Origin of the sequence: Rhizobium sp. N621 (assembly GCF_001664325.1) — a bacterium.
GTDB classification, from domain to species: Bacteria; Pseudomonadota; Alphaproteobacteria; order Rhizobiales; family Rhizobiaceae; genus Rhizobium; species Rhizobium esperanzae.
Genome location: NZ_CP013499.1, coordinates 286023 through 298588, shown reverse-complemented (window position 1 = coordinate 298588; position 12566 = coordinate 286023). Strand labels below are relative to the sequence as shown.

General features: G+C 60.6%; 12 protein-coding genes. 6 read left to right on the top strand and 6 right to left on the bottom strand.

What is annotated here, in order from left to right:
* Nucleotides 1–24 precede the first annotated feature (24 nt).
* Nucleotides 25–1038, bottom strand: a complete 1014-nt coding sequence (locus AMK00_RS28490) for a substrate-binding domain-containing protein (RefSeq protein WP_064812548.1) — start codon at nt 1036–1038, stop codon at nt 25–27.
* Nucleotides 1039–1307: 269 nt separating this feature from the next.
* On the opposite strand from AMK00_RS28490, the gene AMK00_RS28485 reads away from it, so the two are divergent.
* From AMK00_RS28485 to AMK00_RS28460, 6 genes are all read left to right on the top strand, one after another.
* On the top strand, nt 1308–2570 hold the full coding sequence (locus AMK00_RS28485; protein WP_064812547.1) for an ABC transporter substrate-binding protein: 1263 nt from the start codon (nt 1308–1310) through the stop codon (nt 2568–2570).
* A 64-nt stretch (nt 2571–2634) separates the two neighbouring features.
* Nucleotides 2635–3621, top strand: a complete 987-nt coding sequence (locus AMK00_RS28480; protein ID WP_064812546.1) for a carbohydrate ABC transporter permease — start codon at nt 2635–2637, stop codon at nt 3619–3621.
* Nucleotides 3621–4451, top strand: coding sequence for a carbohydrate ABC transporter permease (locus AMK00_RS28475; protein ID WP_064812545.1), 831 nt, complete (start codon nt 3621–3623; stop codon nt 4449–4451). The genes AMK00_RS28480 and AMK00_RS28475 overlap by 1 nt, the downstream gene beginning before the upstream one ends.
* Nucleotides 4452–4462: 11 nt before the next feature.
* Nucleotides 4463–5488: an ABC transporter ATP-binding protein gene (locus AMK00_RS28470; RefSeq protein WP_064812544.1), complete on the top strand. Its 1026-nt coding sequence runs from the start codon at nt 4463–4465 to the stop codon at nt 5486–5488.
* Nucleotides 5489–5549: 61 nt separating this feature from the next.
* Nucleotides 5550–6335, top strand: coding sequence for a ThuA domain-containing protein (locus AMK00_RS28465; RefSeq protein ID WP_064812543.1), 786 nt, complete (start codon nt 5550–5552; stop codon nt 6333–6335).
* Nucleotides 6336–6362: 27 nt separating this feature from the next.
* On the top strand, nt 6363–7400 hold the full coding sequence (locus tag AMK00_RS28460) for a Gfo/Idh/MocA family protein (protein ID WP_064812542.1): 1038 nt from the start codon (nt 6363–6365) through the stop codon (nt 7398–7400).
* A 30-nt stretch (nt 7401–7430) separates the two neighbouring features.
* Here AMK00_RS28460 and AMK00_RS28455 read toward each other — a convergent pair whose 3' ends face one another.
* The 5 genes from AMK00_RS28455 to AMK00_RS28435 all read right to left on the bottom strand — a co-directional run bounded on the left by AMK00_RS28455 (nt 7431) and on the right by AMK00_RS28435 (nt 12492).
* The gene (locus AMK00_RS28455; protein ID WP_064812541.1) at nt 7431–7823 is read right to left on the bottom strand and encodes a DUF4112 domain-containing protein; all 393 of its coding nucleotides are present in this window, start codon (nt 7821–7823) and stop codon (nt 7431–7433) included.
* Between the two features lie 58 nt (nt 7824–7881).
* Nucleotides 7882–8955, bottom strand: a complete 1074-nt coding sequence (locus tag AMK00_RS28450; protein ID WP_064812540.1) for an alcohol dehydrogenase family protein — start codon at nt 8953–8955, stop codon at nt 7882–7884.
* Nucleotides 8956–8968: 13 nt separating this feature from the next.
* Nucleotides 8969–10348, bottom strand: a complete 1380-nt coding sequence (locus tag AMK00_RS28445) for an aspartate aminotransferase family protein (protein ID WP_064812539.1) — start codon at nt 10346–10348, stop codon at nt 8969–8971.
* Nucleotides 10349–10374: 26 nt separating this feature from the next.
* A complete protein-coding gene (locus AMK00_RS28440) occupies nt 10375–11871 on the bottom strand; it encodes an NAD-dependent succinate-semialdehyde dehydrogenase (protein WP_064813185.1) in 1497 nt (498 codons plus the stop codon).
* A 120-nt stretch (nt 11872–11991) separates the two neighbouring features.
* Nucleotides 11992–12492 carry an Lrp/AsnC family transcriptional regulator gene (locus AMK00_RS28435; protein WP_064813183.1) on the bottom strand — a complete coding sequence of 167 codons (501 nt, stop codon included), beginning with the start codon at nt 12490–12492 and terminating at the stop codon, nt 11992–11994.
* Nucleotides 12493–12566: the final 74 nt, after the last annotated feature.

The window sequence follows — 12566 nt, the reverse complement described above, 5'->3', positions numbered from 1 at the left end:
TCGTGCATCGAGTGGTTGCTCAAGTCAGCGCGGCGGCGCGGTACTTTCCCGCAGGATCAGCTCGACAGGCCACAGTTCGTGGATCTCTTCTGCGGGGCGACCGGCGATAAGCTGTAGTGTCAGCTCGGCGCAGCGTGTGCCCGCAGCGCGCATGGAGGACCGTGTGGTCGAGAGCGACGGCACCATATTTTCGGCCGTCAGATAGGGGAACACGTCGTCATGGGCGATGACGGAAACATCCTGTCCCACCGTCATCCCGAGCGAACGGACGGCACGGTAGACACCAAGCGCTGTCATCGTGGAACCGGCAATGATGGCGGTCGGGGCATTGGCGCTCTCCAGAAAAGAGCGGGCATGGCGAAAGCCGCTCTCGTCGGAGAATTTATCGCAGACCATCAGGCTGGGATCTGCGGTGACCCCACGCTCCTGATGGGCGATCCGAAAACCCTGCTCTCGATGGATCGAATAGGTCTTGCCCCGCAGCCCATTGATCATCGCAATGCGGCGGTGTCCGAGATCAAGCAGGTGTTCGGTCACTCTGCGCACGGCATTTTCATTGTCGATATCGAGCCAGGCATGAACGTGCTCGGTCTCCGAGCGGCCGTGGACCAGAAAGGGCACGCCGAGGCTGTTCAGCATTTCGATCCGCGGGTCCCTGGGGCGTGGCGAATGAATGATCACGGCGTCTACCCGCCGGCTTTCGACCAGGCGCCGGTAGGCCTGTATCTCGTCGTCATCATTATGCGCGGTAATAGGTGTGATGAGAATATCCGTATCGGTCGTTTCCAGGCGCTGCGCCATCCCCGACACGAACTCAGCAAAATGAATTTCTCCTGAACGCCCCATCATGACGCCGATCGCTCCGGCTCTTCCGGTCTTCAGGCGCACGGCATTGATATCGGGGCGATAGCCAAGCCGCATTGCTTCGCTCGCAACCCGGGCGCGCGTGGTTTCGCTCACCTCCGGATAGCCGCTAAGTGCGCGGCTGACCGTTGTCGGAGAAAGCCCAAGCTGCTTTGCAAATTCACGAAGTTTCATCGATGTCTTCTTTGTCCGGGAAATCAATGGACGATGCGTTGATGATGCGCAACGGGCAAGTGCTGATTCAGTTCAAATTGAAAACGGTTTCAATTATGTGACGTTGAAATGTCGGCTGCGGATGCCGAATGTACGCCCTTATCCGGGCAGCATGGTTATTATTATCATACAAATGCAACCTTCAGAAGCTGGTTTTGATGTCTTGACGTCATCAATGCCTTCTGCAATGTTCCGTTTGCCAAATCGATTTCAATTTCTGGGAGGAGATTATGAAAAAGTTTGCTCTGGCCTTGTCCGCGATTGAACTTGCTCTCGCGGCCGGCCCCATTCACGCCGCAGAAATTTCGTTTGCCGCGAACACCACCGGGAAAAACGTCGAATTCCTGAACAAGCAGCTCGCAATTTTCGAAAAGGAAACCGGCAATCAGGTGAAACTCGTCACCATGCCGTCATCGAGTAGTGAGCAGTTTTCGCAATATCGCTTGTGGCTTGCCGCCGGAAACAAGGACATCGACGTCTATCAGACCGATGTCATCTGGGCGCCGCAGCTTGCAGACCAGTTCATCGATCTGAAGGAAGCTACCAAGGATGTAGCAGGCCAGTTCTTCCCATCGATCATTGCCTCGCAGACGGTCAACGGCCGACTGGTGGCACTGCCGCTGTTTACCGATGCTCCGGCGTTGTTTTACCGGAAGGACCTGCTTGAAAAATACGGCAAGCTGCCGCCAAAGACCTGGGACGAGATGGCCGCGACCGCCAAGGAAGTTCAGGATAAGGAACGCCAAGCCGGACAGAAGGACCTTTGGGGCTACGTCTTCCAGGGCAACTCCTATGAAGGGCTGACCTGCAACGCGCTGGAATGGGTGAAGTCGTCGGGCGGCGGCCAGATTGTCGAGCCAGACGGGACAATTTCGATCAACAATGAAAAGGCGGCGGCTGCGCTTGATCGCGCCAGGGGCTGGATCGGCACGATCTCACCTCCCGGCGTGCTCGCATATCAGGAAGAAGAATCGCGCGGTGTTTGGCAGACAGGCAACGCCGTCTTTATGCGTAACTGGCCCTATGCCTATGCCCTCGGCAATGGTGCCGACAGTGCCGTGAAAGGCAAGTTCGACGTCATGACGCTGCCGGTTGCGGCGGCCGGCGACAAGCCATCCTCGACGCTTGGCGGCTGGAACCTGGCGGTTTCGAAATATTCCGAGAAACAGGAAGCAGCCATCGCACTGGTAAAATTCCTGGCGTCGGAGGACGTTCAGAAGGCTCGCGCCATCGAGCTATCCAATCTGCCGACGCTGACCGATCTTTATGACGACAAGGATGTTGCCGCAGCACAGCCCTTCATGCCGAACTGGAAACCGATTTTCCAGAACGCGGTGCCGCGTCCTTCGGCGACCGCCAAGGTCAAGTACAACGAAGTGTCCTCGAAGTTCTGGACGGCCGTGCACAACACGCTGTCCGGCAGCGGCTCGGCCGCCGAGAACCTCGAGCTTCTCGAAGCCGACCTGACGACCCTCAAGGGCGACGCCTGGTAAGAACCCGGCCGGCGGCTGTGAAGCCGCCGGCCCGGTTTCGGACGATCAACCGGGGAGGCGTTTCATGACTGAAATCGTAGTTTCGCAAGCAGTTGAACCAAGGATTTCCAAGCTCAGAGCTTCTACGGAGCTGCGATCCGAGCGTATTCGATCGGCCTGGGTGTTTCTGGCGCCGACGCTGTTGAGCCTGGCAATCGTCGCTGGCTGGCCGCTCTTCAGAACGATCTATTTCAGCTTTACGAATGCGTCACTCAACGACCTTGGCAATGCGCAATTCGTCGGCTTTGCCAATTATCTGTCGTGGGTGACGCTGAAGAGCGGGAAGACCGTCTATCGGGGTCTGCTTGCCGATCCGGTCTGGTGGAATGCCGTCTGGAACACGGCCAAATTCACCGTCCTTTCCGTCGCGATTGAGACGATGCTCGGCTTGATCGTCGCGCTGGTGCTGAACGCTCAGTTCGTCGGACGTGGAATCGTTCGGGCTGCAATCCTCATTCCCTGGGCGATACCGACCATCGTTTCGGCCAAGATGTGGGCCTGGATGCTCAACGACCAGTTCGGCATTCTCAATGATATTCTGCTCGGCTTCGGCCTGATCACCGAGAAGATCGCCTGGACCGCCAATCCGGAAACGGCGATGGTCGCCGTGTTGATCGTCGACGTCTGGAAGACGACGCCCTTTATGGCGCTTCTGATCCTTGCCGGGCTGCAGATGGTGCCGGGGGATATCTATGAAGCGGCCAAGATCGATGGCGTCAATCCGATCAAGGTTTTCTGGCGTCTGACGCTGCCGCTGATCCGGCCTGCCATCATGGTTGCCGTGATTTTCCGGATGCTGGATGCGATGCGCATCTTCGATCTGATCTATGTTCTGACGCCCAACAATGCGCAGACGAAGACCATGTCGGTCATGGCGCGCGAGAACCTGTTCGACTTCGATAAGTTCGCCTATGGCGCCACCGCGTCTACGGTGCTTTTCCTCATCATCGCCTCCGTCACCGTCTTCTATATCTGGCTCGGCCGCGTCAAGCTCGGCGGGCAGGAACGCTGATGCTGCTTTCGATCACCAAGAACACGCTCTTCTACCTGCTCGTTACGATCATCGTCATCATTGCGGTTTTCCCATTCTACTATGCGATCCTCACCAGCCTGAAGACCGGTACTGCGCTTTTCGAAGTTGATTACTGGCCGACCTCGATCTCCTTCGGCAACTATGCTTCCGTGATGGGCCAAGGCAGCTTCGTCCGCAGTCTTGCAAATTCCGCGATGATCGCATGCATCGTGGTTTCAGCATCGCTGTTACTTTCGATCACCGCTTCGTTCGCTCTCGCGCGGGTGAATTTCCGCGGACGGGCACTGTTGATGCTGACCATCCTTTCGGTGTCGATGTTTCCGCAGATTGCTGTTCTTGCGGGCCTCTTCGAACTCATCCGTTGGATCGGCATCTTCAACACGCCCTTCGCGCTGATCTTTTCCTACGTAATCTTCACGCTACCCTTCACGGTCTGGGTGCTGACGACCTTCATGCGGGAATTGCCGATCGAGATCGAGGAGGCGGCGATCGTCGACGGCGCTTCACCATGGGTCATCGTCACACAGGTGTTCATGCCGCTGATGTGGCCGGCGCTGGTGACGACCGGGCTGCTCGCCTTCATCGCCGCCTGGAACGAATTTCTTTTCGCGCTTACGTTCACATCGTCCGATACACAGCGGACCGTGCCGGTCGCCATCGCCCTGCTTTCGGGCAACAGCGAGTTCGAAATTCCCTGGGGCAACATCATGGCGGCTTCGGTGATCGTCACTGTCCCGGTTGTCGTGCTTGTTTTGATATTCCAGCGCCGGATCATTTCGGGGCTGACCGCCGGCGGCGTTAAGGGTTGAGGGAGTAGGACATGGCCGAGATACGACTGGAGAACATCCGCAAGAGCTTCGGCGCTTTCGAGGTGATCAAGGGCGTGACGATGGAGATCCGCCGAGGCGAATTCATGGTGTTCGTCGGGCCTTCGGGATGCGGCAAGTCCACGCTGCTGCGGCTTATCTCCGGGCTCGAAGACATCACCTCGGGAAACCTCGCTTTCGACAATGAGACGGTAAACCGGCACGCGCCATCGAAGAGAGGGATCGCCATGGTGTTCCAGTCCTACGCGCTCTACCCGCATATGACGGTCTTCGACAACATGGCTTTCGGCATGAAGCTTTCCGGGAGCAACAGAGACGAATGCCGCCAGCGCGTCGAGCAGGCGGCCGGTATGCTGCAGCTCTCATCCTACCTGGACCGCTTGCCGCGACAGCTTTCCGGCGGACAGCGTCAGCGCGTCGCAATCGGCCGGGCGATCGTGCGCGATCCCAAGGTCTTTCTCTTCGACGAGCCGCTGTCCAACCTCGATGCGGCGCTTCGGGTCGCGACGAGGCTCGAGATCGCCAAGCTTCATCGCAGCATGCACGGCACGACGATGATCTATGTGACGCATGATCAGGTCGAGGCCATGACGCTGGCCGACCGGATCTGCGTGTTGAGGGACGGCGTCGTCGAGCAGATCGGCACGCCGCTGGAACTTTACGAGAGCCCGAATTCGGTCTTTGTCGCCGGCTTCATCGGTTCGCCGAAAATGAATTTCCTGTCGGGCGGGCTGGCGCAGCCCTATGACAGCCATACGATCGGTGTACGTGCGGAGCATGTGCGAATCACGGCCGAGTCGCCGGTTTGGCGTGGCACGGTCATCCATTCGGAAATCCTCGGTTCCGATAGTTTCGTCTATCTGGACATCGGGGCGGATGAGCCGCTTGTCGTGCGGGAGGCCGGCGTCTCTCGTCATGAGCCGGGCCAGACGCTTGGACTCGCGCCACTTGCCGGTCACATCCACCGTTTCGACCGGTCGGGCCGGGCGCTCGAACGTGAATCCATGCGGGCAGCCTGATCTTCCAGGCATCGATGTCCTTCCCAGACTCGATCCGCTTCAACTACAAGGAGAAAACGACGTGACCATACGCACCGTTGTGTGGGGTGAAAACATCCACGAGAATACCAATGCGATCGTCCGGGGCATCTACCCCGAAGGCATGCATACGACGATCGCCAATGCGCTGAATACCGACCCCGGCATTTCCGCCACCACGGCGACGCTGCAGGAGCCGGAACATGGGCTGAGCGAGGCCCGGCTTGCCGAAACCGATGTGCTGACCTGGTGGGGCCACAAGGATCACGGCGCGGTCTCCGATGTCGTCGTCGAGCGCGTCGCCAAGCGCGTCTGGGAAGGCATGGGCCTTCTCGTCTTACATTCCGGCCATTTCTCGAAAATCTTCAAGCGGCTGATGGGCACGCCCTGCGCGCTGAAATGGCGCGAGGCGGGCGAGCGCGAGCGGCTGTGGACGATCAACCCGCGCCATCCGATCGCCGCCGGCATCGGCGAGCATTTCGAGCTTGAGAACGAGGAAATGTATGGCGAGCAGTTCTCGGTGCCGGAGCCGCTGGAAACGGTGTTCATCTCCTGGTTCCAGGGCGGGGAAGTGTTCCGCTCGGGCCTGACCTGGCGCCGCGGCGCCGGCAACATCTTCTATTTCCGCCCGGGCCATGAGACCTATCCGACCTATCACGACGCCACCATCCAGAAGGTGCTGATCAACGGCGTCAAGTGGGCCTACAACCCAGAAGGCGCGTTGACTGCCATTACCGACGCTCCAAATGTGCCGGTAGAGAAGGCGCTGGAGCCGATCGTCGAGCGCGGCCCGAAACTGCACCAAGCCGGCGAAGCCGGTTACCGCTGAATTCGATAAACGACCATGAGGACAAAAATGCGCTTGATCATTCTCGGAACTGGAGGATGGGCAAATACCCATGCCATGAATTTCTCGGAAATCACCGGCGTCAAGATTGTTGCTGCCGTCGATACGGACGAGGTCCGGCTGCGGGCCTTCGCGCTCAGGCATGGAATCCCGCTTACTTTCACATCACTCGATGACGCCCTTGCGTGGGGGGAGTTTGACGCCGTGACCAATGTCACGCCGGATCGAGCGCATTATTCCACGACAATGAAGATACTCGGCGCCGGCAAGCATGTGCTCTGCGAGAAGCCGCTTGCGGTCAACTACCGCGAGGCCAAGGAGATGGCCGACGCCGCGGCGGCGTCCGGCAAGGTCACGATGGTAAACCTTACCTATCGTAACGTGGCACCGCTGCAGGCGGCGCGAAAGATGGTGCTGGATGGCCGTCTCGGCGCGATCCGCCACTTCGAAGCCTCCTATCTCCAAAGTTGGTTGGTCTCCAAGGCTTGGGGCGACTGGACCAAAGAGTCGCAATGGCTTTGGCGGCTGTCGACAAAGCATGGCTCCAACGGCGTGCTGGGCGATGTCGGTATTCACATTCTCGACTTCGCGGTCTTTGCCGCCGGCAGCGACGTCAAGGCGGCGGCATCGCATCTCAAGGTTTTCGACAAGAGCCCCGGGAACCGGATCGGGGAATACGAGCTCGATGCAAACGACAGCTTCCTGATGATGGCCGAGCTCGAAAACGGCGCGGCCGGCGTCATCCATGCGACGCGCTGGGCAACCGGCCATCTGAACGAATTGCGCCTGCGCCTGCATGGAGACAAGGGGGCGCTGGAGGTGGTGCATACGCCTGAAGGTTCGACCCTCAGGGCCTGCGAAGGCGCCGATGCCGACAAGGCGATCTGGCGCAAGATCGAGGTCGAACCGGTGATCACCAATTTCCAGCGATTTGCAAACGCCGTGCAAAAGGGCGAGCCGGAGGAGCCGGGTTTCGGCCATGCCGCCAAGCTGCAATTTGTTCTTGATCACGCAGTCAAGACGGCCGGCGCCCTGACGGAGCTGTAGACAGGTTCTTCGGAGGGCGGTCGAGCATCGTCAGATGCGCTGGTTCAGCTCGTCTTCGCTGATGCCGAAATGCTCGAGGATGATGCCGACATTCCGGCGGTGAGACTTGAAATAGACGTCGAAGAGATCGCCGATCAGCGGAACCGTGCCGCAGGCGGCGTCGACGCCGAGATTGACCGCCATGCGGGCGAGTTTGTGGGCGGGAAGGCCGAGCCGCCTTGCCTCGTCGATGATGAAAAGACCGATCAGGGATCCGACAATGTCGCCGACAGCGGGGATAAGGCCGAGGACCGAGTCCGCGCCGATCCGCACGCCGACGACCGGCAATCGGACGGCGGTATCCATCAGACGGGCTATGCTAGCAGCGCGGCGAATTCGCGCGAGTTCGGCAGGGGTGAGATATGTCGTTTTGCCACTGTCCATGGCCGTGAAACGCCGCTAAACCGATAAGGTTCGCCGGCGGTGTGATCGGGGAAGCGCACTATCTCTGGTCGGGAACCACGACCAATTTGCCGACGAAGTTCTTCGCCATGAAATCGGTTTGGGCGCGATGAAATTCCGACAGCGGATAAACACCGCCGACGAGAGGCCGGATCTTGCGGCTTTCGATATAGCCGACCAGCCGGCGGAAGTCGGCGCGGCTTCCCTGGCTCGATCCATGTAGTTCCAGCTGCTTCAGATACATGGTCCTCAGGTCGAGCTGGACGACGGGCCCGGCGATCGCGCCGGCCGTCGTGTAACGGCCTTCGGGACGCAGGATCTTCAGGAGATCGTTGAACAGCGGTCCGCCGACCAGATCGGCGACGACGTCGATCGGCTGGCCACCGCTTGCGGAATGGACGGCTTCGACAAGATCGCCCTTGCCGCGGGTCACGACCGCTTCGGCGCCGATATCGATCATCGCCGCCTCCTTGCCGGAGCCTGCAACCGCGATCGGGATGGCGCCGCGGGCGCGCGCAAGCTGGATGATTGCCGAGCCGACGCCGCCGGAGGCGCCGGTGACGAGGACGCGTTCGCCGGCGGCAAGCCTTGCCCGTTCCAGCATTCGTTCGCCTGTGAGATAGGCACAGCAGAAGGTGGCGAGCTCGACATCGGTCAGATCGGTCGCGACGACATGGGCGTTCTCGGCAGGCAGCACCATATATTCGGCGTAGCCGCCATCCCGTCCGTGGCCCATGTAATCGATGTCGGCAAGACTGTCGTCGTCGCGATTATAGATCGAGAAGTCGACCATCACGCGTTCGCCGATGCGTCTCGGATCAACGCCCGGGCGGACGCCGACGATATGACCGACGGTATCGGTGCCCTGGATGCGCGGGAATGTCAGCGTGTTGCCCTGCCTGCGCCAGGTGGAGACGGCGGAGGGATCATCCTCTGTACCGTAGGCGCCTTGGCGCACCCAGACGTCGGTATTGTTCATGCCGCAGGCGGTAACACGGATCAGCACCTCGCCTTCAGTCGGCGTCGGGACAGGCACATCCGTGGCATAGATGAGCTTTTCCAAGCCGCCATGGCCGGTGAGCAACACCGCCGCCATCTTTTCCGGGATCGTCATGCGGCTCTTCTCCTCAGATGGTTTTGAAAACACTTTCGATCGCGTCCGCAGCCGCCTTGACGACGACGTCTGCTTCTGCGCGGGTGAGGCAGAGTGGTGGAGCGAAGCCGAGAATATCGCCCTGCGGCATGGCGCGGCCGATGACGCCACGTTCGAGAAGGGCGGATGCGACCTGCGGACCGATCTTGCGGCCGGGATCGAAGAACCGGCGGTCGTCCCGGTCCTCGACGAATTCGACAGCGGCCATCAGACCGTCGCCGCGGACTTCACCGACATTCCGATGGCCGCCAACCGCCTCTTGCAACTGCGACCGGAAATAGCTGCCGGTCGTGCCGGCATTGTCGACGATGCCGAGTTCGTCGATCAACTCCAGATTGGCGATACCTGCGGCAGCACAAATCGGGTGGGCGGAATAGGTCCAGCCGTGGCCGATCGCTCCCAATTCATCGGAACCCTGCACCAGCACCTGCCACATCTTCTCCGAAACGATCGAGCCGGAAAGCGGAGCATAGGCCGAGGTCAGGCCTTTGGCGATGGTGATCAGGTCCGGCTTCATGCCGTAGTGATCCGAGCCGAACATCGTGCCGAGACGGCCGAAGCCGGTGACGACCTCGTCGGCGACCAGCAGGATATCGTATCTGTCGAGCACCGCCTGGATCTTCTGCCAATAGCCCTGGGGCGGCGGGACGATCCCCCCGGTGCCGAGGATTGGTTCGCCGATGAAGGCGGCGATGGTGTCGGGCCCCTCGGCGACAATCATCTCCTCCAGTCTGTCGGCGCAATGTTGCGAGAATTGCTCCTCGCTCATCGACCGGTCGGGCCGGCGGAAATAATAGGGCGCTTCGGTGTGGAGGATCGGCGCGCGCGGCAGATCGAAAGCATTATGAAAAAGCGCAAGACCGGTGAGGCTGCCTGTCATGACGCCGGAGCCGTGATAGCCACGCCAGCGTGAGATGATCTTCTTCTTTTCCGGCCGGCCGAGAATGTTGTTGTAATACCAGATCAGCTTGATGTTGGTCTCGTTGGCATCCGAGCCGGAAAGGCCGAAATAGACGCGGCTCATGCCCGCTGGTGCGCGGTCGATAATCATTTTCGCAAGCGTAATCGACGCTTCCGTGCCGTGGCCGACATAGGCGTGGTAGTAGGCGAGGTTCTTCGCCTGTTCGGCGATGGCGTCGGCGATCTCCTGGCGACCGTAGCCGACATTGACGCAATAAAGCCCGGCAAAGGCATCGAGGCTTTTGCGGCCGCTGGTGTCGGTGATGTAGACACCTTCGCCCCCGGCGACGACGCGCGTCGGCGTCTCGCCGCGCGCATGCATGCCCATATGGGTGGAGGGATGAAAGAAGTGGTCGCGGTCCCAGGCGGTGAGTTCGTTGCTTTTGTCGAGCATGTCCTATCCTCTCTTGAAATGGGCGCTCAGGCGGCCGTGTCGATGCAGAGATATTTGAGCTCGGTGAAAGCTTCGAGCCCGTGGCGGGAGCCTTCCCGGCCGAGGCCGGACTGTTTCCAGCCGCCGAAGGGGATGGGGCCGCCGGTGATCTTCACGCGATTGATCGCCACCATGCCGTATTCCAGCGCGCGGCCGAGGCGCATCTGGCGGGCGCCATTCTCGGTGACGACATATGCAACCAGGCCATATTCGGTATCGTTGGCACGGGCGACGACCTCTTCCTCCGTATCGAAAGTGGCAAGTGCGGCCACAGGCCCGAAAGTCTCCTCCCGCATGATCAGCGCATCCGCCGGAACATCCGTCAAAAGCGTCGGCTTATAGAAGAGCGGGCCGGCCCTATGGCGGCTGCCGCCGGCAACGAGCCGGGCGCCACGCGCCAACGCGTCAGCCACTTGGTCCTCGATCTTGACGACGGCGCGTTCATGCATCAGTGGCCCGATTTCGCTGTCAGCCTCGATGCCTGCGCCGACCTTCAGCGCGCCGATGCGCGCGGCAAAAGCCGTGGCGAAGGCATCGGCAATGCGCCGCTGGACGAAAATGCGGTTGGCGGCAAGGCAATCCTGGCCCGATGTCGCAAACTTGGCGCCGACGGCGATCTCGACGGCTTTCGCGACATCGGCATCGTCGAAGACAATCAGCGGCGCGTGCCCGCCGAGTTCCATTACCAGCCGCTTCATGGTCGGCGCGCACTGGGCGGCGATCAGGCGGCCAACCTCGGTCGAACCGGTGAAGCTCATGGCGCGCAGGCGGTTATCGCTGCACATCCGTCCGACGATCGTTGCGGCATGGCCGGTGACCACGTTGAAGACGCCGGCGGGAATGCCGGCCCGTTCGCCGAGTTCGGCAAGCGCGAGGGCCGAAAGTGGCGTCTCCGAAGAAGGGTGGGCAACGACCGTGCAGCCTGCGGCAAGTGCTGCGCCCGCCTTGCGGGTGAGCATGGCGGAAGGGAAATTCCAGGGGGTGACGACGCCGACGACCCCAAGCGCCTCGCGCCGCACGATCATTTCCGCTCCGGCCAGATGGCTGGTGACACTTTCGGCGTTCAGCCGCTTGCCTTCTTCGGCATACCACTCGATGAAGGAGGCGGCGTAGTCGATCTCACCACGCGCTTCGGCAAGCGGCTTGCCCTGTTCGAGCGTCATGATCAGCGCCAGGTCTTCCCTGGCGGCGAGCATCAACCCGTGCCATTTCCGCAGGATCGCCGCGCGGTGCTGCGGCAGCATCGCGCGCCAAGCGGCAAAGGCCTGCGACGCCGCATCGATCGCCATCGCCGTCTCCTCCGCATCGAGGCTCGCAACCCAGGCCAGCGTTGCCGAAGAGGCCGGATCGGCAACAGCGAAGCTTTTGCCTGTCGCCCCCGCGATCCACCTGCCGCCGACATAGGCGAGATCGCGCAGGAGATGACGGTCGGCAAGCCGTGACAGCGCATCATGATAGTCGGGGCGGGCAAAAACGGCGGTCATGTCCATCTCCTCGTTTGCGGTTGACGCAAGTCTTCCACAACAGCCGACGAGAGATTGTCCTTTACCGAAGGCGGAAAGAGACAGACGGTCTAAAGGACGGCCGTCTGCTAGACAGATTGTCTAGGAGACGTTGTGTTCTTCCTCCCCGGAGGCGGAGAAGGAAGAGACCGGAAGGACTGTGTCCTCCTTCACCGTCTTGGTGACGATGTAGGTGAAGTAGCGGTCGATGCCGAGTTCGCGGTCGAGAAGCCCGTCGACCAGCCGCTGATAGGCGTCGATATCGGCTGTCATGATCTTCAGGATATAATCGACACCGCCGCCGACCGACCAACAGGCAACGATCTCTGGGATTGCGGCGACGGCGCGCTCGAAGCGTTCGAAATCCGCCTGGCGATGATTGGCGAGCGTCACCTCCATCAAGACGCTGGCGACCGGCGCTATGCGCCGCGGCGCGATGCGGGCGTGGTAGCCGGTAATGATCCCCGCCTTTTCGAGCTTGCGCAGCCGCATCCAGCACGGCGTAGGCGACAGCCCTGCCTTTTCGGCCAGCGCCAGCTTGGTAATGCGTCCGTCGTGCTGGACGGCGTCGAGGATACGCAAATCGATGGCGTCGAGTTTCATGGCGCTTTCTTTAGAAAAAAACATTTCAAACGCGGTGAAAAGACAATGGAAGCGCATTTTGGCATTGTCAATTG